This is a genomic window from Lentzea sp. NPDC055074 (assembly GCF_053608005.1).
This window is the reverse complement of record NZ_JBSGUQ010000021.1, coordinates 1-22,844: the sequence shown is the minus strand read 5'-3', so window position 1 is coordinate 22,844 and position 22,844 is coordinate 1. Positions and strand designations below refer to the sequence as shown.

26 protein-coding genes are annotated in these 22,844 nt (G+C 69.7%); 16 read left to right on the top strand and 10 right to left on the bottom strand.

From position 1 onward, the window contains the following. The first annotated feature begins 26 nt into the window (after positions 1 to 26). The 9 genes from ACWF7A_RS35635 to surE all read left to right on the top strand — a co-directional run bounded on the left by ACWF7A_RS35635 (position 27) and on the right by surE (position 9,370). Positions 27 to 1,232: a prenyltransferase/squalene oxidase repeat-containing protein gene (locus tag ACWF7A_RS35635; RefSeq protein WP_452254910.1), complete on the top strand. Its 1,206-nt coding sequence runs from the start codon at positions 27 to 29 to the stop codon at positions 1,230 to 1,232. Then, positions 1,232 to 1,645, top strand: coding sequence for a hypothetical protein (locus ACWF7A_RS35630; protein ID WP_452254909.1), 414 nt, complete (start codon positions 1,232 to 1,234; stop codon positions 1,643 to 1,645). The genes ACWF7A_RS35635 and ACWF7A_RS35630 overlap by 1 nt, the downstream gene beginning before the upstream one ends. Then, a complete protein-coding gene (locus ACWF7A_RS35625) occupies positions 1,642 to 2,415 on the top strand; it encodes a hypothetical protein (RefSeq protein ID WP_452254908.1) in 774 nt (257 codons plus the stop codon). The genes ACWF7A_RS35630 and ACWF7A_RS35625 overlap by 4 nt, the downstream gene beginning before the upstream one ends. Positions 2,416 to 2,478: 63 nt before the next feature. After that, positions 2,479 to 3,510, top strand: a complete 1,032-nt coding sequence (locus ACWF7A_RS35620) for a CbiQ family ECF transporter T component (RefSeq protein WP_452254907.1) — start codon at positions 2,479 to 2,481, stop codon at positions 3,508 to 3,510. After that, a complete protein-coding gene (locus ACWF7A_RS35615; RefSeq protein ID WP_452254906.1) occupies positions 3,507 to 5,063 on the top strand; it encodes an ABC transporter ATP-binding protein in 1,557 nt (518 codons plus the stop codon). The genes ACWF7A_RS35620 and ACWF7A_RS35615 overlap by 4 nt, the downstream gene beginning before the upstream one ends. Continuing rightward, positions 5,060 to 5,869, top strand: coding sequence for an ECF transporter S component (locus ACWF7A_RS35610; RefSeq protein WP_452254905.1), 810 nt, complete (start codon positions 5,060 to 5,062; stop codon positions 5,867 to 5,869). Before ACWF7A_RS35615 ends, ACWF7A_RS35610 begins: the two co-directional genes overlap by 4 nt. Before the next feature lie 73 nt (positions 5,870 to 5,942). Then, positions 5,943 to 7,646: a family 20 glycosylhydrolase gene (locus ACWF7A_RS35605; protein WP_452255039.1), complete on the top strand. Its 1,704-nt coding sequence runs from the start codon at positions 5,943 to 5,945 to the stop codon at positions 7,644 to 7,646. 97 nt (positions 7,647 to 7,743) lie between these two features. Next, positions 7,744 to 8,610 (top strand): 1-phosphofructokinase family hexose kinase, encoded by an 867-nt coding sequence (locus tag ACWF7A_RS35600; RefSeq protein ID WP_452254904.1) that lies wholly within the window; start codon positions 7,744 to 7,746, stop codon positions 8,608 to 8,610. Between the two features lie 4 nt (positions 8,611 to 8,614). Then, complete coding sequence (gene surE, locus ACWF7A_RS35595; RefSeq protein WP_452254903.1) at positions 8,615 to 9,370, top strand: 5'/3'-nucleotidase SurE; 756 nt, start codon at positions 8,615 to 8,617, stop codon at positions 9,368 to 9,370. On the opposite strand, the gene ACWF7A_RS35590 is transcribed toward surE, so the two are convergent. From ACWF7A_RS35590 to ACWF7A_RS35550, 9 genes are all read right to left on the bottom strand, one after another. Next, positions 9,333 to 9,620: a hypothetical protein gene (locus tag ACWF7A_RS35590; RefSeq protein ID WP_452254902.1), complete on the bottom strand. Its 288-nt coding sequence runs from the start codon at positions 9,618 to 9,620 to the stop codon at positions 9,333 to 9,335. The genes surE and ACWF7A_RS35590 overlap by 38 nt on opposite strands. 48 nt (positions 9,621 to 9,668) lie before the next feature. Continuing rightward, positions 9,669 to 10,064, bottom strand: coding sequence for a DUF5313 family protein (locus ACWF7A_RS35585; RefSeq protein ID WP_452254901.1), 396 nt, complete (start codon positions 10,062 to 10,064; stop codon positions 9,669 to 9,671). Continuing rightward, positions 10,061 to 10,510 (bottom strand): MarR family winged helix-turn-helix transcriptional regulator, encoded by a 450-nt coding sequence (locus ACWF7A_RS35580; RefSeq protein ID WP_452254900.1) that lies wholly within the window; start codon positions 10,508 to 10,510, stop codon positions 10,061 to 10,063. The genes ACWF7A_RS35585 and ACWF7A_RS35580 overlap by 4 nt, the downstream gene beginning before the upstream one ends. A 60-nt stretch (positions 10,511 to 10,570) precedes the next feature. Continuing rightward, entirely contained in the window at positions 10,571 to 11,395 is an 825-nt protein-coding gene (locus tag ACWF7A_RS35575; RefSeq protein WP_452254899.1) for an alpha/beta hydrolase, read from the bottom strand. 9 nt (positions 11,396 to 11,404) lie between these two features. Continuing rightward, positions 11,405 to 12,727, bottom strand: a complete 1,323-nt coding sequence (locus tag ACWF7A_RS35570) for an FAD-binding oxidoreductase (RefSeq protein ID WP_452254898.1) — start codon at positions 12,725 to 12,727, stop codon at positions 11,405 to 11,407. Then, a complete protein-coding gene (locus tag ACWF7A_RS35565; RefSeq protein WP_452254897.1) occupies positions 12,724 to 13,302 on the bottom strand; it encodes a TetR/AcrR family transcriptional regulator in 579 nt (192 codons plus the stop codon). The genes ACWF7A_RS35570 and ACWF7A_RS35565 overlap by 4 nt, the downstream gene beginning before the upstream one ends. 70 nt (positions 13,303 to 13,372) lie before the next feature. After that, positions 13,373 to 14,449 carry an aminotransferase-like domain-containing protein gene (locus ACWF7A_RS35560; protein ID WP_452254896.1) on the bottom strand — a complete coding sequence of 359 codons (1,077 nt, stop codon included), beginning with the start codon at positions 14,447 to 14,449 and terminating at the stop codon, positions 13,373 to 13,375. Between the two features lie 30 nt (positions 14,450 to 14,479). Then, on the bottom strand, positions 14,480 to 15,676 hold the full coding sequence (locus ACWF7A_RS35555; protein ID WP_452254895.1) for a PI-PLC domain-containing protein: 1,197 nt from the start codon (positions 15,674 to 15,676) through the stop codon (positions 14,480 to 14,482). A gap of 1,270 nt (positions 15,677 to 16,946) precedes the next feature. Continuing rightward, positions 16,947 to 17,150 (bottom strand): cold-shock protein, encoded by a 204-nt coding sequence (locus ACWF7A_RS35550; protein WP_030479286.1) that lies wholly within the window; start codon positions 17,148 to 17,150, stop codon positions 16,947 to 16,949. A gap of 140 nt (positions 17,151 to 17,290) precedes the next feature. On the opposite strand from ACWF7A_RS35550, the gene ACWF7A_RS35545 reads away from it, so the two are divergent. The 7 genes from ACWF7A_RS35545 to ACWF7A_RS35515 all read left to right on the top strand — a co-directional run bounded on the left by ACWF7A_RS35545 (position 17,291) and on the right by ACWF7A_RS35515 (position 22,565). After that, positions 17,291 to 18,391 carry an acyl-CoA dehydrogenase family protein gene (locus ACWF7A_RS35545; protein ID WP_452254894.1) on the top strand — a complete coding sequence of 367 codons (1,101 nt, stop codon included), beginning with the start codon at positions 17,291 to 17,293 and terminating at the stop codon, positions 18,389 to 18,391. After that, positions 18,391 to 19,392, top strand: coding sequence for a s-methyl-5-thioribose-1-phosphate isomerase (locus ACWF7A_RS35540; protein WP_452254893.1), 1,002 nt, complete (start codon positions 18,391 to 18,393; stop codon positions 19,390 to 19,392). Before ACWF7A_RS35545 ends, ACWF7A_RS35540 begins: the two co-directional genes overlap by 1 nt. Continuing rightward, positions 19,389 to 20,045, top strand: a complete 657-nt coding sequence (gene mtnC, locus ACWF7A_RS35535) for an acireductone synthase (protein ID WP_452254892.1) — start codon at positions 19,389 to 19,391, stop codon at positions 20,043 to 20,045. Before ACWF7A_RS35540 ends, mtnC begins: the two co-directional genes overlap by 4 nt. Then, entirely contained in the window at positions 20,042 to 20,638 is a 597-nt protein-coding gene (gene mtnB, locus ACWF7A_RS35530; protein WP_452254891.1) for a methylthioribulose 1-phosphate dehydratase, read from the top strand. Before mtnC ends, mtnB begins: the two co-directional genes overlap by 4 nt. Further along, positions 20,635 to 21,195, top strand: coding sequence for a 1,2-dihydroxy-3-keto-5-methylthiopentene dioxygenase (locus tag ACWF7A_RS35525; RefSeq protein ID WP_452254890.1), 561 nt, complete (start codon positions 20,635 to 20,637; stop codon positions 21,193 to 21,195). The genes mtnB and ACWF7A_RS35525 overlap by 4 nt, the downstream gene beginning before the upstream one ends. Positions 21,196 to 21,199: 4 nt before the next feature. Continuing rightward, entirely contained in the window at positions 21,200 to 21,763 is a 564-nt protein-coding gene (locus tag ACWF7A_RS35520; protein ID WP_452254889.1) for a dihydrofolate reductase family protein, read from the top strand. 124 nt (positions 21,764 to 21,887) lie between these two features. Next, positions 21,888 to 22,565 (top strand): polysaccharide lyase family 7 protein, encoded by a 678-nt coding sequence (locus ACWF7A_RS35515; RefSeq protein WP_452254888.1) that lies wholly within the window; start codon positions 21,888 to 21,890, stop codon positions 22,563 to 22,565. A gap of 21 nt (positions 22,566 to 22,586) precedes the next feature. Here the strand turns inward: ACWF7A_RS35515 and ACWF7A_RS35510 are convergent, their stop codons facing one another. Then, a complete protein-coding gene (locus tag ACWF7A_RS35510) occupies positions 22,587 to 22,715 on the bottom strand; it encodes a hypothetical protein (RefSeq protein ID WP_452254887.1) in 129 nt (42 codons plus the stop codon). Positions 22,716 to 22,844 lie beyond the last annotated feature (129 nt).

Sequence of the window (22,844 nt, the reverse complement as noted above, 5' to 3'; positions counted from 1 at the left end):
CCACCGACCCGTCGAGGACCGCGGGCATGGGAGGCGTAGTGATCAGGAGATCCGCGTTGGTGGCCTTGGTGGCCACCGCGCTGGTGGTGACACCGCAGGCACAGGCGGCGCAGGCCGCCCCGTCCGCGGGGACGTGGCTGGTCAGCCAGTTCGAGGGCGGTGACCACCTGCTCCAGGGTCCCGGCCTCGTCGACGCCGGGCTGACCGCGGACGGCGTCTACGCGCTGGCGGCGGCGGGTGTCGGCAGGTCGGCGGCGGTCAAGGCCGCGGCCTGGCTCGCCCAGCCCGAGCAGCTGAACTTCCTGATCGGGGAAGGGGACGAGTCGTACGTCGGCGGCCTGGTGAAGCTCGCGCTGGTCGCGCAGACGCTCGGCACCGACCCGCGCGCGTTCGGCGGCGTCGACCTGCTGGAGCGGCTCGCGCCGTTGCAGCAGGAGTCGGGGCGCTATCTCGACGCGACCGGTCCCGGCTTCGACCAGACCAACGCGTTCACGCAGGCGTTGGCGATCATCGTGCTGAAGCGTGCCGCACTGCCGTCCGACAAGGCGGTGGCGTACCAGGTCTCCACGCAGTGCCCGGACGGCGGTTTCCCGATCGCGTTCGAGCAGGCGTCGTGCAAGTCCGATGTGGACGGTACGGCGATGGTGCTGCAGGCGCTGCTGGCGGTGGGGGAGAAGACCGCGTCGCCCAAGGCTTTGACGTGGCTCGCCGCGCAGCAGAAGGCGGACGGTGGTTTCCCGTCCGCGACGGCCGGGGCCAATGCCAACAGCACCGGCCTCGCCGTCGGCGCGCTCGTCGAGGGAGGCCTCGTCCCGGCCGCGGACAAGGCCGTGGAGTACCTGAAGTCGTTGCAGGTCGGCTGTGCCGGACCGGAGGCGCAACGCGGTGCGGTCGCCTACGACAGCGCGGGTTTCGAGCCGTACCCGGCGATCCGCGCCACCACGCAGGCGATGCTCGGCCTGGCTCGCGTGAGCCTCGCGGAGGTGACGGCGTCGGCCGCTGTTCCCGGCGTGCCCGCGATCGACTGCACCACCACGCCACCGGTCACCTCGACTCCCGAACCGACCGTGCCGACCGCGCCCGCCCCGGCAGGGCCCGAGGCCCCGGCCGACCCGCCGCTCGCCGTCACCGGACCGGACCAGGTCGTGCCGCTGAGCCTGTTCGGATCGTTCGCGGTGCTCGCCGGTGCCGTCCTGCTGTTCGTCTCCCGTCGTCGGAAGGTTGGTGCGTGATGCGCCGCGTGCTTGCTGTTCTCGCCCTCGTCGCGAGCTCGTTCGTCGTCACGTCCCCCGCCTCCGCCGTGCCCTGTGCGGGCGTGAAGGTCGTCGTGGACTTCGCCGCACTGGGTGGCGGCGTCCAGACCGGCTGCACCTCGATCGACCCGGCCACCGGAATCCAAGCGCTGAACAACGCGGGTTTCGCGACCACGTTCGTGCCGCGCCAGACCGGCTTCGTCTGCACGATCAAGGGCCTGCCGAACCCGTGCAGGGTGCCCACGACCAGCGCGTACTGGTCCTACTGGCACGCCACCCCCGGCGGCACCTGGGCCTACAGCACCTCCGGTGCGCTCGGCTACGACCCGGCACCCGGCACCGTCGAGGGCTGGGCGTTCGGCGCGGGCGTGGCCCCGGCAGCCACCCCGTGACAAGGCTGGTCCTCGCGCTGGCACTGGTAGCGGCCTTCGCACCGGTGCCGGCGCAGGCCGCGGGATGCGACGGCGTGACCGTCGTCGTCGACTACCGCGGCCTCGGCGGAGGAGTCCAGCAGGGCTGCGCACCCGGCAGCCCGGCCTCCGGCATCGCGGCCCTGACCGCTGCGGGCTTCGGCTACACCTACGCCTCCCGGCAGGCCGGTTTCGTCTGCCGCATCAACGGAAGGCCGGGCACGGACGCGGACAAGTGCGTCAACGCCTCGCCCGCCACCGCGTACTGGTCGTACTGGCACGCCCCGGCCGGTGGCGCGTGGTCGTACAGCAGCCAGGGCGCGGCGACGTTCGTGCCGGGACGCGGCACCGTGGAGGGGTGGGCGTTCGGCGCCGGCGAACAGCCCGGCATCGCACCGCCCGCGGCTCCCGCACCGCCTCCGCCGCCGCAGCAACCGAAACCTCCCGCACCGCCGGTCCAGCAGCCGCCGGCCCAGCAACCGCCCGCGGTGACGACCACGACCGCTCCGACGGCTTCGTCCTCGGCCGCTGCGCCGTCCTCGGTGGAGTCGACCGCGCCTTCGTCGACGGCGTCGTCGTCGGTGGTGGCGGGGGAGACGTCGGCTCCGGCTGTGGCGGAGAAGTCGCAGCAGGTGGAGGAGAAGTCCGGCTCCGGCTGGTTGTGGACACTGCTGGGCGTGTTGGTGATCGCCGCGCTCGCTGTGATGGGGGTGTTGGTGGCACGACGCCGCCGCGCTGCGGAAGACGCGTGAGGACTGCGTCCGGTGGCTCGGTGGACCGAGGCCCTGCCCTGCGGTGGGCGCGGTGATCGGGGCGTGAGGCTGCACTCCGGCGCGTGGTGGCTGTGGGCCCTGGGCCTCGCCACCGCCGCCAGCCGCACCACCAACCCGCTGCTGCTGGGCCTGATCCTGGCGGTGGCGGGCGTGGTCGTCGTGACCTGCCGCGCGAACACGCCCTGGGCCGGCACCTACGGCGTGTTCCTCAAGTTCGGCCTGCTCGTCATCGGCCTGCGCGTCCTCGTGCACGCGTTCCTGGGCGGCGTCACCGGTCCGACCATCCTGTTCACGCTGCCGCAGGTCCCGTTGCCCGACTGGGCGCAGGGCATCCGCGTCGGCGGCCCGGTGAGCGCGGAGGGCCTGATCTTCGCTCTGTACCAGGGGTTGTTGCTCGCGACGATCCTCAGCTGCGTCGGTGCCGCCAACGCCCTCGCCAACCCGCGGCGGCTCCTGCGGTCGTTGCCCGCCGCGCTGTACGAGGTGAGCGTGGCCGTCGTGGTGGCGCTGACCGTGGCACCGCAACTGGTCGCGTCCGCGCGGTCGGTGCGCAGGGCGCGGCAGCTGCGGGGTGACACGGCCAGAGGAGCGAAGGCGATCCGCACGATGCTGGTGCCGGTGCTGGAGGACGCGCTCGACCGGTCGCTGGTGCTGGCCGCCTCGATGGACTCGCGCGGGTACGGGCGCACGGCCGGCATCTCGCGCAGGGACCGGGTGCTCACCGGCACGTTGGTGCTGGCCGGGCTCTTCGGGCTCTGCATCGGCACGTACGGGCTGCTCGCCGGGGCCTACACCGGCTGGCCGCTGCTCGTTCTCGGTGGTGTGCTGGCGATCGCGGGCCTGCGGGTCGGGGCGCGCAGGGTGCCGCGCACGCGGTACCGGCCCGACCGGTGGACGCCGACGGCGATCGGGGTCGCGTTGAGCGGGGTGGCGGGGGCGGTGGTGCTGGTGTTCTCGGCGGATCCGGCGCTGTCGCCGTCGACGGTTCCCCTGCAGGCACCCGAACTCCCGCTGGTTCCGGCGCTGGGAGTGCTCGTGGCACTGGCACCTCTGGCCTTCGCGAGGGAAGCATGATCAGGTTCGAGGACGTCACCATCACCTACACCGAGCGGCCCGTGCTCGCGGGCCTCTCCCTGGACATCCCCGAGGGCGAGCTGTGCCTCGTCGTCGGCCGCACCGGCTCCGGCAAGTCGACGTTCCTGCGCGCGGTCAACGGCCTCGTCCCGCACTTCAGCGGCGGCACCCTGGCCGGACGCGTGCTGGTCGACGGCCGCGACACCGCCACGCACCCGCCGCGCGAACTGGCGGACGTCGTCGGGTTCGTCGGCCAGGACCCGGTGGCGGGCTTCGTCGCGGACAACGTCGAGGACGAGCTCGCCTACTCGATGGAGTCGCTGGGCCTCTCGAACGACGTCATGCGCAAACGCGTCGAGGAAACCCTTGACCTGCTGGGTCTCGCGACGCTCCGGGACCGTCCACTCGCGACACTGAGCGGTGGCCAGCAGCAGCGCGTCGCGATCGGTGCCGCCCTGACCGCGCACCCGAAGGTCCTCGTCCTCGACGAACCCACCTCGGCCCTCGACCCCGGCGCCGCCGAGGACGTTCTCGCTGCCGTGCAACGACTTGTGCACGACCTGGGCATGACGGTCGTGATCGCCGAACACCGCCTCGAACGCGTCGCGCAGTACGCGGACCGAGCCCTCCTCCTGCCCCAGGGCGCGATCGGCGGCGTCGGCGAGATCCTCGGGACCGCACCGGTCGCCCCGCCCGTCGTCCGGCTCGCCCAGCTCGCCGGCTGGGAGCCGATCCCGGTCTCGGTCCGCGACGCACGCCGCCAGGCCGCACCCCTGCGCGCCCGCCTCCCCGAGCCGGAGCCCGAACCCACCAAGAAGACCAGCCCGGTCCTCGAAGCGAACGATGTCGTCGTCCGGTACGGAGATGTCCAGGCCGTGCGCGGAGTGACGCTGGAGATCGGCGAAGGCGAACGGGTCGCGCTCATGGGCCGCAACGGTTCCGGCAAGTCGTCGCTGCTCTGGGCGGTGCAGGGCAGCGGTAAGCGCGCGTCCGGCAGTGTCAAGATCGGTGACACCGACCCCAGGACCCTCAAGCCCGCCGAACGCCGCCAGACCGTGGCCCTGGTGCCGCAACAGCCGTCCGACCTGCTCTACCTGGAAACCGTCGAGCAGGAGTGCGTCCAGGCCGACACCGAGACCGGCAAGCCCGCCGGAACGTGCCGGACCCTCCTCGACAGCCTCGCGCGGGTGCCACCCGAAGCCCACCCGCGCGACCTGTCCGAGGGCCAGCGGCTCGCACTCGTGCTCGCGGTGATGCTGACCGGCGCCCCGCAGGTCCTGCTCCTCGACGAACCGACGCGCGGCCTCGACTACCCCGCGAAGGCAGCCCTCGCCGAGGTTCTCGAGAACCTGCCCACCACGACGGTCCTGGCCACGCACGACGTCGAGTTCGTCGCCGAGTACGCCACCCGCGTGATCGTCATGGCGGAGGGCGAGGTCGTCGCGGACGGCCCGGCACGCGAGGTCGTGACGTCGTCGCCGATCTTCGCCCCGCAGGTCAGCAAGATCCTCGGGCCGTGGCTCACGGTCGCCGACGTCGAGGCCGCCCTGTGATCGCCATCGGACGGCGCTCGGTGATCGCGCTCGTCGTCTCGGGCGTGATCGGGCTGGCCGCGTTCACCTGGCCGCTCGTCGTGAAGCCGTCCAGCGACATCGCGCACGGCGGTGACGCGCCCTGGACGTTCGCGCTCCTGCTGCCGCTGGTGCTCGCGGTCGTGCTCGCCGAACTGAGCGACAAGGGCATGGACTCCAAGGCGATCGCGATGCTCGGCGTGCTGTCCGCGCTCGGCGCCGCGATCCGGCCGCTCGGACCGGGCACCGCCGGCATCGAGACGGTCTTCTTCCTGATGGTGCTCGGCGGCCGGGTGTTCGGGCCGGGTTTCGGGTTCGTGCTGGGCAACACCACGCTGTTCGCGTCGGCGCTGCTGACCGGTGGCGTCGGGCCGTGGCTGCCGTACCAGATGCTCGGCGCCGCCTGGGTCGCACTGGGCGCCGGACTTCTCCCGCAGTGGCGCGGCAAGGCCGAGATCGCACTGCTGGCCGTCTACGGCGTCGTCAGTTCGCTCGTCTACGGCTTCCTGCTCAACCTGTCGTTCTGGCCGTTCGCGGTCGGTGAGGGCACGTCCGTCAGCTTCGACCCGGGCTCCTCACCCGGCACGAACCTCGTGCGGCTCGCGGCGTTCACGCTCGCCACGTCGCTCGGCTGGGACCTCATGCGGGCCGTCACCACCGCCGTTCTCGTTGCGGTGACAGGACCTGTGCTGCTCCGGACGCTGCGCCGAGCCGCGCGGAAGGCCGCTTTCGAGCCGGTCTCGAAGAAAGAATTGGCCCAGACCATTGACGACAAAAGGGATGTTTGAGCACGCTGGAGACAGGGTCGCCGCCCCCGACTCGTGAGGAGGAGTCGTGAGAACTCGCGTTCTCGCCGCGGTCATCGCTGTCACAGCGGCGCTGTCCGTGAGCGCGCAGTCGCAAGCCGCGGAACCACTGCAGAGCCTCGTGCCGGTCCCTGTCTCGGTGCAGGCCAGGGCAGGTGTCACGCACACGCTGACGGCCGCCACGAAGATCTACACCGCCCCCGCCGCGAGGGACGTCGGCACCTTCCTGGCCGGGGTCCTGAGGCCCTCGACCGGGTACGCGTTCCCGGTGTCCGACACGACCGGGACGCCGTCCGACGGCATCTCGCTGCTGCTCACGGGCGCGCCGGGCACCGTCGGCCAGCAGGGCTACCAGCTCGACGTCGCGGCCGGCTCGATCGTCGTGCGCGCCAACACTCCCGAGGGCCTGTTCGCCGGCGTGCAGACGCTGCGGCAGCTGTTGCCCGCCAAGGTGGAGAGCACGACCGCGCAGGCCGGTCCGTGGACCGTGCCGGGCACGCTGATCGTCGACCACCCGCGGTTCTCCTACCGCGGCGCGATGCTCGACGTGGCCCGTCACTTCCACCCGGTCTCGACGGTCAAGCGCTACATCGACCAGCTCGCGCTCTACAAGATCAACTATTTCCACCTCCACCTGAGCGACGACCAGGGCTGGCGGATCGTGATCGACAGCTGGCCGCGGCTCGCCACGTACGGCGGCAGCACGCAGGTCGGCGGCGGTCCCGGCGGCTACTACACCAAGGCGCAGTACAGCGAGATCGTGCAGTACGCGGCGTCACGCAAGATCACGGTGATCCCCGAGATCGACCTGCCCGGCCACACCAACGCGGCGCTGGCCTCGTACGCGGAGCTCAACTGCAACGGCCAGGCCCCGCCGCTGCGCACGGACATCGAGGTCGGCTACTCCTCGCTGTGCGTCGGCAAGGAGCTCACCTACCAGTTCGTGGACGACGTGATCCGGGAGATCGCGGCGCTCACGCCCGGCCCGTACCTCCACATCGGCGGCGACGAGGCGCACTCGACGCCGGACGCCGACTACCAGACGTTCATGGACCGCACGCTGCCGATCGTCAAGAAGTACGGCAAGACCGCGCTCGGCTGGCACGAGTTCGTGAAGACCACGACCGACACCGCCACGATGCCGCAGTACTGGGGCACCTCGACGTCCAACGCCGTGGTGCAGGCAGCGGCGGCACGCGGCCACAAGGTCATCATGTCGCCCGCGAACAAGGCGTACCTGGACATGAAGTACAACTCCAGCACGCCTCTCGGCCTGTCGTGGGCGGGTCTGATCGAGGTCCAGACGGCCTACGACTGGAACCCCGGCACACACCTGAGCGGGGTGCCGGAGTCGGCGGTCCACGGCGTCGAGGCTCCACTGTGGAGCGAGACGCTGGTGACGGCGCAGGACATCGAGTTCATGGCCTTCCCGAGGCTCGGCGCGATCGCCGAACTGGCGTGGTCGCCGTGGTCGACGCACAACTGGGACCAGTTCAAGGTGCGCCTGGGCAACCAGGGCCCGCGCTGGACGACCATGGGCATCAACTTCTACAAGTCGACGCAGGTTCCGTGGGACACCGGCGGCGGCCCTGGCCCCGGCCCGTGCACGCAGCCCGCGTGGGAGCGCGACAAGGTCTACACCGGCGGCAACGTCGTGTCGCACAACAGCAGGAAGTGGACCGCGCAGTGGTGGACGCGGGGCGAGGAGCCCGGCACCACCGGTCAGTGGGGCGTCTGGCGTGACGGCGGCGCCTGCTGATGTCTGATTCACCCGGTGTGGGCGAATAGCCTTCGCTCACACCGGGTACCAGGATGTCGTGGATGCCCGAGTTGCCGTATTTGCCCCGTCCCCCCAGTTGACCGTCACCGTCGAGGACCTCGATGGCGAGCCGGACGTGCACCTGCACGCCGGCGGCCAGGGTTTCTGGCAGTCCAGGATGATCGCCGCGCTCGGCGTCGAAGCCGTGGTGTGCGCGACGTTCGGCGGTGAGACAGGCCGAGTCCTGCGCGCGTTGTTAGAAGGCGAGCACGTCGACCTCAAAGCACGCGAGGTCGCCGCACGCAACGGCGCCTACGTGCACGATCGCCGCGACGGAAGCCGCGACGAGATGGTCGAGATGCTCCCCGACGCGTTGTCCCGCCACGAGCTGGACGACGTGTACGAGTCAGCACTGGTGGAGGGCATCCGCGCGGGCACGGCCGTGCTGAGCGGGCCGTCCGACGACCGGGTGCTGCCACACGACACGTACTTCCGCCTCACCTCCGACCTCACGAGCAACGGCTGCCGCGTGATCGTCGACCTGGCCGGCGACCGGCTCGCCGAAGCGGTGCGCGGAGGTCCGCACGTCGTCAAGGTCTCGCACGAGGAACTCGGCGAGGAGGACCTGACCAAGCTGATCGAGAAGGCGCGCGAGATCGCTTCCTCGTGCGTGCACGGCGTGGTGGTGTCCCGTGCCGACGAACCGGCGCTGGCGCTGCTCGAAGACCAGCTCTACCTGGTGCGGATGCCTCGGCTGGAGCCCGTCGACACGCGGGGCGCGGGTGACTCGATGACCGCGGGGATTTCAGCGGGCCTCGCGCTGGGTATGTCGTTGACGGACGCGGTGAAGCTCGGCGCGGCCGCCGGCGCGGTCAACGTGACGAGGCACGGCCTCGGCAGCGGAGGCGGAGAAGCCGTGCGCGAGCTGAGCAAACGCGTGGAACTGGAGCCGATCGAGGAATGAGCGGATGCGCGCGCTGATCACGAACGACGACGGAATCGACTCACCCGGCCTGTGGACGCTGGCCTCGGCCGCGGTCGCGTCGGGGTACGACGTGGTGGTGGCCGCGCCGGCCACCCAGGCCAGCGGCACCAGCGCGTCGGTCGCGGCGTCCGGCGAGAACGGCAGGGTCGCGAGCGAACGCCGCACCCTGCCGGGCCTCGACGTCGAGGCGTACGCGGTCGCGGCGCATCCCGGCCTGATCTCTCTGATCGCGTGCCGGGGCGGCTTCGGCGGCAAACCGGACGTGGTCCTGTCGGGGATCAACCTCGGCGCGAACGTGGGCCGCGCGATCCTGCACTCCGGCACCGTCGGCGCGGCGCTGACCGCGCACCTCAACGACGTCTCGTCGCTGGCGGTGTCGCTCGACGTCGGATTGGACGGGCCCGAACCGTTGTGGGACAAGGCGGGCGAGGTCGTACGCGTCGTGCTGCCTGTGCTGGCGGAGATGCCCGAGGCCTCGGTGCTGTCGCTGAACGTGCCGAACGTCGTTGAGGTGCAAGGACTTCGCTGGGCGGAGCTGGCGCGGTTCGGCGCGGTGCAGAGCCGCGTGGACGACGTGGGCGACGACGAGGTCGAGCTCGTGCACGTCTACGCCGAGGAGTCGCTCGCGCCGGGCACGGACACGGCGTTGCTGGCGGAGGGGTACGCGACCCTGACGGCGCTGCGCTCGGTGGGACGCGACGTCAGTTCGGAACGCGCTTTGCCGGCCTGGCCAGCGTGATCACGAGCCCGATCAACGCCGTGCGGACCTCGAGGAAGCTCTCGGTCGTCACGTCGTCGAGCGAGAACGCGAGCATCCCGAACCCGAGCAGCAGCAGGAGTCCGTACATCCGCGCGAGGTCGTGCCGCCACGCCATCGCGATGCCCAGTGCCCCGACGCCGATCTGGATCACGTGGTAGTTGGGGTCCAAACTGAACAGGTCGAACCACCCGAACGCGAGCTGCAGCACCCCGGCTGTCAGCGTGAGCACCTGTGGCCTCGTGAACTCCAACTGATCACTCAACAAGGCCATGGGTCTCTACCCTTCGGATCGCCGCCAGACCGCGTCGTACTTCGCCTGTCGTTCGCGATCCTTCACAGCGTTTCGGTCACGGCGCCCCTGAGTCGCCGAACCTCTCGGGTACCCGTACTTCGTGAGCCGGTAGTCCACACTTTCAGGTGCATAGGACAGCGCGAAGTACAGTCCTACAACGAAACCGAGCGCACCGCACGCAATTGCCAGCGGCCACGGCGAGTCGAGGCCGAAAACGAGCGCCAGCGTGATGGCCGTCGTCAGCGGTGTGACCTGCACGAGACTGCGCACGGTGAAGCGCAGCAACCACTTCGGGCCGGTCACGTCGTCGTAGACGAACTCGCGATATTTCTGCGGCAGCCGGCCGCCCGCGTAGTACCAGACCTTCAGCGCGGGGTTCATCGCGTCGCCTTGGCGATCACCTTGTGCAGCACCTGGTTCAGCTGCGCGAGCTCTTCGAACGTCATGTCGAGCTGCTCCACGACCTTGAAGGGAATCTTGAGCGCCTCCTTCCTCAGCTCCTGACCCGTCTCGGTCAGGGTGAGGGCGAGCGCGCGTTCGTCGGCCTTGTCCCGCTGCCGCTCGACGTACCCGATCGCCTCCAGCCGCTTGAGCAGCGGACTGAGGGTGCCGGGGTCGAGCTGCAGGGCGTTGCTCAGGTCCTTGACGGTGCGCGGCGACCGCTCCCAGAGCGCCAGCATCACCAGGTACTGGGGATGCGTGAGGTTCAGCGGCTCCAGGATCGGCCGGTAGACCGCGATCACCGTCCGGCTGGCCACCGCCAGCGCGAAGCAGACCTGCCGCTCCAGTTCGAGCGGGTTCTCCGGGATGCTTGGTGTACTAATCATTGGTGTACACACTAACTCGCGGGCAGGCTCGGGTCCAAGAAGGTGTGGTGCGAGGCTCAGCTACTTCAACGCCTCGGCGAGGACCTCGGCGACGACGGCGGCTCCCGCCCTGGTCATCACGGTCCCGCCGTGGTCGACCTCGTTGATCAGCACCGGCTCGTGCAGCACGGGCAGGGCGGCGCGGAACCCGGCGGCCTGCTCGACGGTGTAGGCGGGCGGGGAGCCGGGGCCGGTGCTCCACTCGGCGTGCACGAACCAGGTCGGCATCGTCAGCTCCTGCCAGCGCGACGAGCCGAAGACGACGTTACGGGTGTCGGCGAGAAGGGTGCCGGCGGACAGTCTGAGGTGGCCGTCCTCGGTGAGGTCGTGGGCGAAGTACTCGCGGACCAGCGGGTCGGTGGGGTCGATCGCCGAGTTCACCACGGCCTGGACGGCGAGGTACTCGTCGACGGTCCACGTGCGTTCGCGTGCGGTCAGTTGAGGGGCCATGGCGGCCGTGAGGACCTCTTCGGTCATCTGCGCGTGGGCGGGCATGGGGAAGCCGCCGTCCACGAGCACTAGCGCGCGCACTCGGTCCGGGTGGCGCACCGCCAGGTCGACGGCGACGTAACCGCCCATCGACATGCCGCTCACGGTCACCGAGGAGAGTTCCAGGGCGTCGAGCACGCGCAGCATGTCGTCGGCGTGCTGCCGGATCGTGCCGCCCTCCAGGCCCGAGCTGTCACCTCGGCCGCGCAGGTCCGGGGTGACGAGCGTGAGGTTGTGCGCGGCCACCCAGTTCCAGAGCTTGCGGCTGCCACTGACGCCGTGGATCGCGAGGACCGGCGCGGTGTCGCCGTGGTGGACTTCGACGAACAGGGTGCCACCGTCTACGGGAACCAGCATGCGGACTCCTTAGGCCTTGCCCGGGTTGAAGATGTCCAACGGGTCGAACGTGTGCTTGACGGCCTGGTGGAGGGCGTGGGCGTCCGGGCCGAGCTCGCGGATCATGCCGTCGCGCTTGAGCAGGCCGACGCCGTGTTCGCCGGTGACGGTGCCGCCCAGTCCCAGAGCCTGGTCGATGATGTCCTCGAACGCCTTCTGCGCGGCGATCCGCGCGTTGTCGTCACCGGGAGGGGTGATCAGCAACGGGTGCAGGTTGCCGTCGCCCGCGTGCGCGATGGTGGCGATCCGGACGCCGTGACGTACGCCGATCCGCTCGATGTGCGCGAGCATGGCGGGCACCGCGGACCGCGGCACGCACACGTCCTCGGTGAGCAGCGGGCCCAGGCGTTCCAGGGCGGGGTAGGTGAGGCGGCGGGCGGCGAAGAGGGCTTCGGCCTCGGTCGAGTCCGTGGACCGCTCCGTCCAGACGGCACCCGCCTCGGTGAACGCCGTGACCAGGCCGTCGGCGTCGTCCGGGGTCTCGGCGCGGGCCAGGAGCATGGCCTCGGTGTCGGGCTCGATGCCGAGGTGCTTCCAGTCCTCGACGGCCTGCAGGCACGCCCGGTCGATCAGCTCCAGAGCAGCGGGCTGCAACCCGCGCGCGGTGGTCAGCGCGACGGCCTGACCTGCGGCGACGAGGCTGGAGAACGCGCCGACGACGGTGCCGGACGGGCGCGGGGAAGGCCGCAGGCGCACGGTGACCTCGGTGACGACACCGAGCGTGCCCTCGGACCCGACGAGCAGGCTGGTCAGGTCGTAGCCCGCGACGCCCTTGGTGGTGCGCCGGCCGAGCCGCACCGCCGTGCCGTACTCGACCGGGCCGCCCATCACGGCCTCCAGCCCGAGGACGTAGTCGCGCGTCACGCCGTACTTGAGGCAGCAGAGACCGCCGGCGTTCGTGGCGACGTTGCCGCCGATAGTCGACCACGGCGAGCTGGCCGGGTCCGGCGGGTACCAGAGCCCTTGCGCGGCAACGGCTTTCTTCAGGTCGTCGTTCACGACGCCCGGCCGCACGACGGCGAGCAGGTTGTCCCGGTCGATCTCCAGGACCTCGTCCATGCGGCTGAGGTCGAGGACCAGGCAGCCGTCGACCGCGTTGGCGCCACCGGACAACCCCGTGCCCGCACCGCGCGGCACGATCGGGATGTTGTTGGCGGCGCAGTGCCTCACGGCCTCCTGAACGTCCTCTGTGGACTCGGGACGGAACGCCGCGTACGGCGTGCCCGCCGGTGCCCACTCGGCCTCGTCGTGGCTGAGGCCGGCCAGCGTGTTCGGGTCCGTGATCAGCTTCATGACCGCTCCAACGCGCCGTGCGCGGCCTTGTGCACGACCCGCTCCAGTTCCGCGCCCCAGGCCAGGGGTGTCGTGTCCGCGTGGATCGGGACCGCGCCCATCCCCGCGACCGCGAAACGGGCGAAGAGCAGCAGGTCGAAGGCCTGCTCGGGAGAGGCGAGCGGGGGCGTCAGGATCGTGGCGATCTGCGCGGCGCCGGTGTTCAGCTCCTGCGTGCCGGTCGCGATCAGGTCGGGTTCGCTGACGATCACCGCGCGCCGGCCGAGCTCCAGGGCCCACTGCCCGGGCGTGATCGTGTCGATGGCCGTGCGGACGGCTTTCCCCAGCGCCGCAACGGGATCGGGATCCGGGACGAGGGCTCGGACGACCCGGCTGAGGAACGCGTCGTACCAGAAGATCGCGGCCTTGGTGCCGAACGTGCGGAACAGAGTGCGTTCGGAGACGCCCGCGCGATCGGCGATGGCCTTGGTCGACGTGGCGGCGAGGCCCTGGTCGAGACACAGGGCGATGGCCGCCTCCTGGATCGCGAGGCGGGTGCGCAGGTCCTTCGCGGCGCGCGTGGTCAAGGTGTCCACGGCGCCACGGTAGCGCGAAAAGTCAGTTACTGCCAGAAGTTCTGGCAGTAACTGACGCTTTTCGGGGCGATCAGAGTGCGCGGACCGCCGCGCCGAGACGCGTGATGCCCTCGTCGATCTGCTCCGGCGTGACGCCCGAGAACGCGAGGCGCAGGGCGTTGTCGCCGCCCTCCAGCAGGAAGTCGGAGCCCTTCACGAACTCGACGCCGTGCTCCTTCGCGACCGGCACGAGCTTGTCGATCGACACGCCCGGCAGCTCGACCCACATGAAGTAGCCGCCCTGCGGCGCGGTGAAGACCGCCTCCGGCAGCTCACGCTGCAGTGCCGCCACGAGGGCGTCCCTGCGCGCACGCAGCGCCGTGCGGACGTTCACGACCGACTCGTCGAGACGGCCGGAGCGGCAGTACGAGTTCACGATCGACTGCGCCACCATGTTCGGCGAGATGTACGTGGTGGTGGCGATGTCCTGCACGGACTTGATGACGGACTTCGGGCCCACCAGGTAACCGCAGCGGATGCCGGGCGCCATCGTCTTCGAGAACGACGACGCGTAGACGACCTTCTCGTTCTTGTCCTGCGAGAGCATCGTCGGCAGCGGTTCGCCCTCGAACCGCACCTTGACGTACGGGTCGTCCTCGAACAGCACGAAGTCGTACTTGGCCGCGAGGTCCAGCAGACGCGCGCGCTTCGCCTCGGACAGCGTGTAGCCGGCCGGGTTGTGGAAGTTCGGGATGATGTGCGCGAGCTTCGGGCGCACACCGCTCTCCAGCAGCTTCTCGAGCGCGTCGACGTTGATGCCGTCGGTCTCCAGCTCGATGGCGTGGATCTTGGCGCCGCGCTGACGCAGGTTCAGCAGCGTGCGGTCGTAGGTCGGAGCCTCGACCACCACGTCGTCGCCCGCCTGGACGAGCAGCTCGAACAGGAACGCGTCGGCCTGCATCGAGCCGTTGGTGACGAGCACCTGCTCCGGCTCGACGCCGTGCTGCTCCGCGAGCCAGGTGCGCAGGGGCACGTAGCCGACGCTCGTGCCGTACGCGAAGGTGCCGCCGGGGTCGTCCGTGAAGGCTTTCTGCGCGGCGTCGCGCAGGCCTTCCTGGTCGATGATGTCGAGAGAGGGCGCTCCGCGCGTGAACAGGATCGAGGCCATGCGCGGAGCGTACAACTCCCACGATTTGGGCTACGGCCTATATACGTATGCGTTCAGCTGCTGCACGGCCTGCGCCGCGTTTCCGAGGTGGTAGAGATCGACAGCCAGGAAGTTCGGCTTCTTCCTGGCCGCGGGCTGGCAGAACTGCTGCGCCCGGTTCACGAGCTTGCCGTTGTCCGTCGTCGCCGTGCCGGTGAACGGAACGTCGCGGAAGTGGTTCATGACGAACAAAGGCTGGAAGTTGCCGGTCGCGGTGAGAGGTTTTTCATCCCATCGGCTGTAGCAGGACCAGTCGGAACTGCCGAGCCCCGAACCCATCGACCAGTAGTTCTCGACGGTCCAGTCCCGTTGGTAGAGCACGCCCGAGTCCTCGCGCCCGTCCTTGCCGTGATCGGTGAAGATGAGCAGCCGCTTGTTGGCGCTCACCAGCTCGCTGCGCTTCGGCCACCCGTTCTGCTGCACGCCCTCCGCTCGGTACAGCACGTCGCCCAGCCCCTGCACCTTGCGCAGTTCGGCGCGCAACGTGTTCGCGTCGACGTAGTCCTCCAGGAAGACCGTGATGATCTCGCTGCGGTTGTTGCGCAGGAAGTCCACGATGCGCTGCACGTCGACGTTGAGCGCCACCGGCTTGCTCACGAGAGTGCAGCTGTTGTGGCACAGGATCGCGCCGTCGGGCGTCTGGTGGATGTCGAGCATGAATCCCCGCACGCCGTCGTTCAGCTGCTGCACGATGCCGCGCGTCTGGTTCTTGGCGAGATTGATGAACGGCGGCGCGAACCCGCCGTCGACCCCGTTCGCATAGGCGTTGTGCGCGGTCAGGAACGTCATCTCGTCGAGCCGCGGATCCGCCGGCATCGGCGCCGTCGGGGAGACGACCGGCGTCAGGTACCACCGCGTCTCGCCGTTCAGGGAGAAGATCTCCCATTGATCACCGAACTGACGGGGCTCGTGAACCGCATCCCCCAGTGAGCACGAACCCATGGTGAGCTGGCGGGTGATGCACTGACCCGGCGAGTCGGTGTTCTCGAACCTCCCGTCGCTCAGCCGCCACTGCTGGCGGTCCTCGTTGCCCTTGGGGCGGTGCAGTGCCAGTCCACTGCCGCTCTGGGCGACGTTGAGGCCGGTCCGGACACTGGTGACGTAGAACGTGCCTGCCGGAGCCGCTTGCGCGGTGGCGGGCACCAGGGGAAGGAGCAGCAGGGCTGCGATGGCAGGGAGGTACCGCATGGTGACCAGAGTCACCCATCCGAGTGAAACATGAAACCGTTTCAGCCGCGTGGACGTTTAACACAGTGGGTATCCCACAGGCCGCAAGTCGCTCTACCTGAACAGGACAACTCCACGGCAGCCGTCGCCCAGCCGAAGGGTTAGGGCCGGTACTCGGGCGCCGCCTTCACAAGCCGCGCAGGGTTCGACTCCCTCGGTTGCCACTTCGCTCGCGGGGTCTCCGCGGGTGTTCCCCGTCCGTTCCCGCGGCGGGAAGTACGGGCGTCGTGGCCGACGGGCTGCGGCGCCTTTCCCGTTCCTGCCGGGCTTCAGAACGGCGGATCGCTGTCGAGGTTCACGCCGCGTGCCGCTCGTAGTTGGTCGCCCACGTATCGCAGGCCCTCACGCAGCTGCCGCTTGCCGGCTTCGGCGCGCTTGTCGACGCCCATCACGCCGTTCAGTTCGGTGTTGACCGCGCCTGGACGGCGGCCGGTGTTGGCCGCCAGGAGGAAGGCGGCCTTGTTGAGGGACTTGCGGAGGCTGTGGGAGGTGGGACCGGGGAGGGCGGGGCGCTGGGGCGGCCACGAGGGCGCAGCTTCGGCCGGGAGAGCGGTGGGCGGTGTGACGGGTGGCGCGCACGGCTTCTGGTTGTCGACTGTGGGACTCGCTGGTGGTGCGGCGGCTCGGTCTTGGGCAGTGGGCGTGGCTGCCCCGCCTCGGGGCAGCGAAGGAACCGCGCGCAGCCGAGGCGGAGAGTCTCCGGCCGAAGGACTGGAGTCCCGGCCCGTCCGGCCCCTCCGCGGCGAGGACACGGCGGCGCGAGTGCGCCGGCGTCCTCCACGCACGTCGCCAGCGAGCTCAGCAGCTAGCTCACGAGCGAGGTTCACGACGCGAACCTCGCGCTCGCCCTCCGTCAGGTGCGCCCAGCACGCCACCGGGTCCACCACGGGAGCGGCAGGATCAGGCGAGCCCCACGCGGCGGCGCGAGCAGCGCACCGGCGGCCGTCCTCCCGCGGCCGGACGCACTGCCGCCCCATCACCGGCCACCCTTGCGCCCCGGCGGACGGGTGCGCAGCGTCGAAGCCGGTCGGTGCGGCGGGCGGGTGGGGAGCGAGGCGCGGCGAGGCATGGCGGGCGAGACCTTCCGATCGTCGTGAGGTTCCGAACGAGCTGGTGGGACCACGATGACAGGCAGGTCTGACAATTTCGGGAACCGCAGTTCAAGGCCGGTTCAGGGCACAAAGAAGCCCGCCCGGCCCGAAGGCCGGACGGGCTCCTGGAAGAGCTGAAATCAGATGGCGCGGACGTCCTGCGCCTGCGGCCCCTTCTGACCCTGCCCGATCTCGAACTCCACGCGCTGCTGCTCCTCAAGCGACTTGAAGCCCGAGCCGGAGATCTGCGAGTAGTGGACGAACACGTCCGGACCGCCGCCGTCCTGCGCGATGAATCCGAAGCCCTTCTCGCCGTTGAACCACTTCACGGTGCCCTGCGCCATACCGAATGCTCCCTAGATGTTGGACCCCCGCCAGAGCGAGGTTCGCGCGCAGTCTGCCAGGCCTTGGTCTCTCTCACATCGTGGTTAGCCCGGTGGTGTGAAGAAGTAGGTTGGAGCGGGTACCACCGAGAGGAGCAGGAATGTCGAACTGGCTGGACGTCGCGCACGAGGTGGCGGCGACGCTCAGGTCCGACGCGGCGGACAGGGACCGGGCCAACCAGCCACCCACCAAAGAGGTGGAACTGCTCCGCCAGAGCGGCCTGCTGAACGTCCGGGACTGGACTCAGCAGCAGCGGATCGGGCGGATCATCGGTGCCGCCGACGCCAACACCGGACACCTCCTCGGGTACCACTACCTGCAGATCTGGCGCAGCGGGCTCTTCGACTCGCCGTTCAGCGTCCACCCCGACGAGTTCTGGGCGGGCGTCAGCAACCCGCTCGACGCGGCCCTCGAGCTCACCCCCGCCGAGACCGGCTACACGCTCAACGGGCGCAAGACGTTCGCCACCGGAGCCGCCGTCGCCGACCGCCTCGTGGTCAGCGCGACCCGCACCGACAACGGCGAGAAACTCACGTTCCTGCTCGACGGGAAAGCGACCGGAATCACCTACTTGGACGATTGGGACAACATCGGTCAGCGTCTCACTGCGTCCGGTGGCGTGAACTTCGAGAACGTCCGGGTGACCGAGATCCTCGGCGTCCAGCCGGTCAACGAGGACCCGCGCATCAGCCTCGCCGCGATCGGCTTCCAGCTCGTGCTCGCCCAGCTCTACGTCGCCCTCGCCGAGGGCGCGCTCGCCGAGGCCGCCGACTACACCCGCACGAAGACCCGCCCGTGGTTCGTCAGCGGCGTCGAGACCGCGACCGACGACCCGTACATCGTCGCGGCGTACGGCGAGATGGTGTCCCAGACGAGGGCCGCCGGGCTGCTCGCGGACGAGGCGGCCCGCCAGCTGCACGAGGCCACCGAGCTCGGCCGCCACCTCACGCCCGCCAAGCGCGGCGAGGTCGCCGTCACGATCTCCGAGGCCAAGGTCGTCAGCACCAAGCTCGTCAACGAGGTCACCAGCCGCATCTTCGAGCAGGTCGGCGCACGCGGTACGGCGGCCAAGTACGGCGTCGACCGCTTCTGGCGCAACGCCCGCACGCTCACGCTGCACGACCCGGTCGTCTACAAGGCCCGCGAGGTCGGCGAGCACTTCCTGACCGGCGCGCGCCCCGCCTACACCGGGTACAGCTGATGCAGCCGGTCCTCGCCGACTCGGTGAAGCTCACCGACGAAGGCGTGCTGATCCTCGACCGCCGGCAGTTCCCGTTCGAACGGAACTGGGTGCTGTGCCGCACGGCCGAGGACGTCGGACGGGCCATCGAGGACATGGTCACCCAGTCCTCGGGCCCGTACTTCGCGGTTCTCCAGGCGATGGTGCTCGAGGCCCGCACCCTCGAAGCGCTCCCGTTCGAGCAGGCCCGCGCACAGCTGCAACAGACCGCCCACATGCTCGAGAACACCAGGCGCACCAACAACGCCCTGCGCAAGGCCACCGAGGTCGTCCTGGAGCACGTGGACGCCGCGCGGGACATCACGCGGGCCCTTGACGGCGCGATCGAGGGCGACCGCAGGTACCGCGCCAAGAGCCGGGCCCTGGGCGAGCACACGGCGAACCTGTTGCAGGACAACGCCACGGTGATGACGCACTGCTGGGCCGACCTGTACCTGACGGAGACGGTCAGGGCCGCCCAGAACCAGAACAAGACGCTGCGCTTCTTCTGCACCGAGACCAGGCCGTACCTGCAGGGAGCCAGGCTCACCGCGGAGACGCTGATCGAGATGGGCGTCGACACCACGCTCATCACGGACGGCATGGGCGCCGCGGTGCTGCAAAGCGGTCAGGTCGACGCATTGGTCACGGCGGCCGATCGCGTCACCATGGACGGGCACGTCGTGAACAAGATCGGCACACTGGGTCTGGCCGTGGCCGCGCACGCGTTCGGAGTACCGTTCCACGCCCAAGTGCAGGCACCCGATCTGCAAGCGCCCACGACGGACCACGTGGAGATCGAGTTCCGCGACGGTGCCGAAGTGCTGCAGGTGCTGGGCAGGCCGAGTGCCACGCCGAGGGTGAAGGGGCACTACCCGGCGTTCGACGTGACGCCGCCGCGCTTCGTCACGACGGTGGTGACCGACCGGGGCGTCTACAACGCCGGCGAGCTCGACAAGTACTACGAGGGAGAACAGCGGTGAGCAAGTGGGTCGTGCTCGACATCGAGGGCACGCTGAGCGCGACGGACCAGGTGCTGGTCGTCCTCTACGACTACGCCCGCCCCAGGCTCGGTCCGTGGATCGAGCAGCACGGTGACGACCCGGTGGTCGCCGACGCCGTGAAGCAGATCAAGGAGCTCGCGGGCCACGACGACGTTGTCAAGGCGCTGCACGACTGGATGGACGCAGACCAGAAGGTCACGCCCCTCAAGACGTTGCAGGGCCTGATCTGGCAGCAGGGCTACGCGCAGGGAGACCTGGTGGCGGAGTTCTTCCCGGACGTCGTCCCCGCGATCCGCAAGTGGCACGGCGACGGCGTGAAGCTCGCGATCTTCTCCAGCGGCTCGGTCGCGGGCCAGGTCGCGTTCTTCCAGCACACGACGGACGGCGACCTGACCCCGTTGCTGGAGCACCACTTCGACACGGTCAACGCCGGCCCGAAGCGTGAAGCGGCGTCGTACCACAAGATCGCCGAGACGCTGAAGAGCGACGACATCACCTTCTACAGCGACGTTCCGGCCGAGCTGCACGCCGCGCAGGAGGCGGGCTGGAAGACGGTCGGCGTCGCGCGCGCCGGTGAGCCGTACGGCAACGCCGACTTCTCGCCCCACCCGACGGTCTGGGAGCTTTCGTGACGGCAGAGCTCGCGAGGGAGTGCGTCCGCTACGCGCAGATGGGCTGGATGCGCGGCACGAGTGGCAACCTCTCCGTTGTCCTGCAACGTGATCCGCTCCGCCTCGCCGTCACGGTCAGCGGCGTCGACAAGGGCGAGATCACGGCCGGGGACAGCGTGGTCATCGACGTCGACGGCAAGGCCGTGGACAGCGACAAGGTCCCGTCGGCCGAAGCGGCCCTGCACGCCAGGATCGCGAACGTCGCCGGAGCGGGCGCCGTCGTGCACGTCCACGCGCTGGCGACCGTCGTGGCGGCGGAGCACTGGCCCGACGGCGTGGTCCTCAAGGACCTGGAGATGCTCAAGGGCTTCGGCCGGTACGACCACGAAGAGGTCGTGATCCCGGTCGTCCGCAACTCGCAGGACATGCTCGAACTGGGCGACGCCTTCGAGAAGGGCTTTGACCCGTCGGTCCCGGCGCTGCTCGTCGCACGGCACGGCGTGTACGTGTGGGGCGACGACCTGATGCAGGCCCGGCACCGCCTGGAATGCCTGGAGTGGTTGCTGCGCTTCAAGGTGGAGACGCGAGACATCTTTACGGGGAGGCACTCATGACGCTGTTGACGGTGTGGCCGGAAACCGGCCCCGAGGAGACGTTGCTCCGCACCACCGACGCCGAGGAGATCGCCACCGCGCTCAAGGAGCACGGCGTGCGCTTCAGCCGCTGGTCCGTTGTGGACGGTGTGACGGCCGAGAACGCGCTGCAGGTGTACGAGAAGGAGATCGCCCGCGTCAGCGAGACGGAGAGCTACGGCTACGTCGACGCGATGGAGATGACCCCGGCCGACACTGACGAGTACCGCGCGAAGGCCGTCGAGTTCCGCAACAGGTTCCTCGCCGAGCACACGCACGATGATGACGAGGACCGCTACTTCGCCCGTGGCGCAGGGGTTTTCTACCTGCACATCGGCGACAAGGTGTACGCGGTGTTCTGCACGGCGGGCGACCTGCTGAGCGTCCCCGCGAACACCACGCACTGGTTCGACATGGGCACCGAGCCCGACTACGTGTCGGTCCGGTTCTTCCACGACGACGACGGCTGGATCGGCAACTTCACCGGCAGCGACATCGCCCAGAAGTTCCCGACCTTCGACGAACTGCGGGCACACTGACGCAGTGCGAAAACTGACCTTCGGCATGAGCGTGTCCCTCGACGGCTACGTCGCCGCGCCCGGTGACGACCTGAGCTGGGGCACGCCGAGCGACGAGCTGTTCCAGTTCTGGTCGGACCGAGTGGCGGCGACGGGCCTCGCGCTGTACGGGCGCAGGCTGTGGGACGGGATGAGCTCCCACTGGCCGACCGCCGACCAGCAGCCCGGCGCCACCCCGGCGGCGGTCGAGTACGCCGCACGCTGGCGGGCCATGCCGAAGGTCGTGTTCTCCTCGACGCTCCAGGAGGTCGACTGGAACGCCCGCCTGGTCGCCGGTGACGCGGTCACCGAGATCACCCGGCTCAAGGCGGAGGACGGCGGCCCGATGGACGTCGCCGGCGCCACGCTCGCCGCCGCGGCCATGCGGGCGGGACTCATCGACGAGTACCTGGTCGTCACCCACCCGGTGCTCGTGGGCGGCGGCAAGCCGTTCTTCACGGCTCTGGACAGCTGGGTGAACCTCGACCTGGCGGAGACCCGCACGTTTCCCGGCGGCGTTCTGCTGGCCAGGTACGAAACGAAGCGGTGAGTTCAAGAATGTGAAAAGTTCGCCTATCTGAACATTGTTCCGGAACTCGAAACAACTATTGATCCCGAGTCCCTCCGACCCCCAAAGTGGTACAGACCACTTATCGAGGTCGGAGGGATTCACCGTGGAAACCCCTGCACTCCACACGCGACGCTCCATGCTCGCCCTCGCGTTGACCGCACCCCTGCTCGTGGCACCGGCGGCTCAGGCCCTCGCTCAGCCGCCGTCCGCGCAGTGGGTGTCGGCGCCGTACACCTACACCGTCCAGAAGCCCTACAACCTCGCCACCAGCGCGCGGTACAAGTTCGAGGGCGGCGTCCACACCATGTGGGTGTACGACTACGACCAGCCCCACACCCAGGGCAGCCCGACCGATCCGCGCACCGAGCTCCGCTTCAACCAGGAGTACTCGAGCGGCTCACGCGCCTGGGAAGGCGAGATCTACATCCCCGCCGGCGTCAGTGGCCCGACCGTCGTGCAGATCCTGCGCGGCAGCCGCCCGGACGGCACCCGCGCCACCGACGTGATGCTCAACGTCGCCAACATCAACGGCGGCACCCTGCGCAAGGACAGCAACCAGGTCGTCGCGACGGGCATTTACAACAAGTGGTTCAAGATTCGTGTCGAGCACACCGCCGTCGCGGGCGGCCGGGGCACCGTGAAGACCTATTACAACGGCGCCCTGAAATTGACCCACCAGGACGAAGGACCGGCGACGCGGTACTTCAAGAACGGCGTCTACCACCACGGCAGCGGCCGCGCGGAGGCCCGCTTCCGCAACATCACCTACTGGCGCCAGTGATCCCCTGAAGCGGAACGCCGGTCAGCGCTGGGGCCTCCACACACCCGACCACTGTTCGGCGCCCCATCCCTCGAAGCGCCCCACCTCGGTGAAGCCCAGCTTCGCCGCGAGCCGCATCGAGGCCAGGTTGGCCGTCTGCGTGGTGGTCACCACCTGCTGACCGGGACGTGGGGGGGGGGGGCCGGGGGGGGGGCCCCCCCCCCCCCCGCAGCCGCGCCCCGCCCCCCCCACCCCGCCGGGGCGGGGGGGGCCAGGGGGGAGTAGAAAAAAGAAAAGGAC

Bases quoted from the DNA above. Each gene is read 5' to 3' on its own strand.
- ACWF7A_RS35635 (WP_452254910.1), top strand. From the start codon at position 27: ATGGGAGGCGTAGTGATCAGGAGATCCGCGTTGGTGGCCTTGGTGGCC.
- ACWF7A_RS35630 (WP_452254909.1), top strand. From the start codon at position 1,232: ATGCGCCGCGTGCTTGCTGTTCTCGCCCTCGTCGCGAGCTCGTTCGTC.
- ACWF7A_RS35615 (WP_452254906.1), top strand. From the start codon at position 3,507: ATGATCAGGTTCGAGGACGTCACCATCACCTACACCGAGCGGCCCGTG.
- surE (WP_452254903.1), top strand. From the start codon at position 8,615: ATGCGCGCGCTGATCACGAACGACGACGGAATCGACTCACCCGGCCTG.
- ACWF7A_RS35585 (WP_452254901.1), bottom strand. From the start codon at position 10,064: ATGAACCCCGCGCTGAAGGTCTGGTACTACGCGGGCGGCCGGCTGCCG.
- ACWF7A_RS35580 (WP_452254900.1), bottom strand. From the start codon at position 10,510: ATGATTAGTACACCAAGCATCCCGGAGAACCCGCTCGAACTGGAGCGG.
- ACWF7A_RS35575 (WP_452254899.1), bottom strand. From the start codon at position 11,395: ATGCTGGTTCCCGTAGACGGTGGCACCCTGTTCGTCGAAGTCCACCAC.
- ACWF7A_RS35570 (WP_452254898.1), bottom strand. From the start codon at position 12,727: ATGAAGCTGATCACGGACCCGAACACGCTGGCCGGCCTCAGCCACGAC.
- ACWF7A_RS35560 (WP_452254896.1), bottom strand. From the start codon at position 14,449: ATGGCCTCGATCCTGTTCACGCGCGGAGCGCCCTCTCTCGACATCATC.
- ACWF7A_RS35555 (WP_452254895.1), bottom strand. From the start codon at position 15,676: ATGCGGTACCTCCCTGCCATCGCAGCCCTGCTGCTCCTTCCCCTGGTG.
- ACWF7A_RS35550 (WP_030479286.1), bottom strand. From the start codon at position 17,150: ATGGCGCAGGGCACCGTGAAGTGGTTCAACGGCGAGAAGGGCTTCGGA.
- ACWF7A_RS35545 (WP_452254894.1), top strand. From the start codon at position 17,291: ATGTCGAACTGGCTGGACGTCGCGCACGAGGTGGCGGCGACGCTCAGG.
- ACWF7A_RS35540 (WP_452254893.1), top strand. From the start codon at position 18,391: ATGCAGCCGGTCCTCGCCGACTCGGTGAAGCTCACCGACGAAGGCGTG.
- ACWF7A_RS35525 (WP_452254890.1), top strand. From the start codon at position 20,635: ATGACGCTGTTGACGGTGTGGCCGGAAACCGGCCCCGAGGAGACGTTG.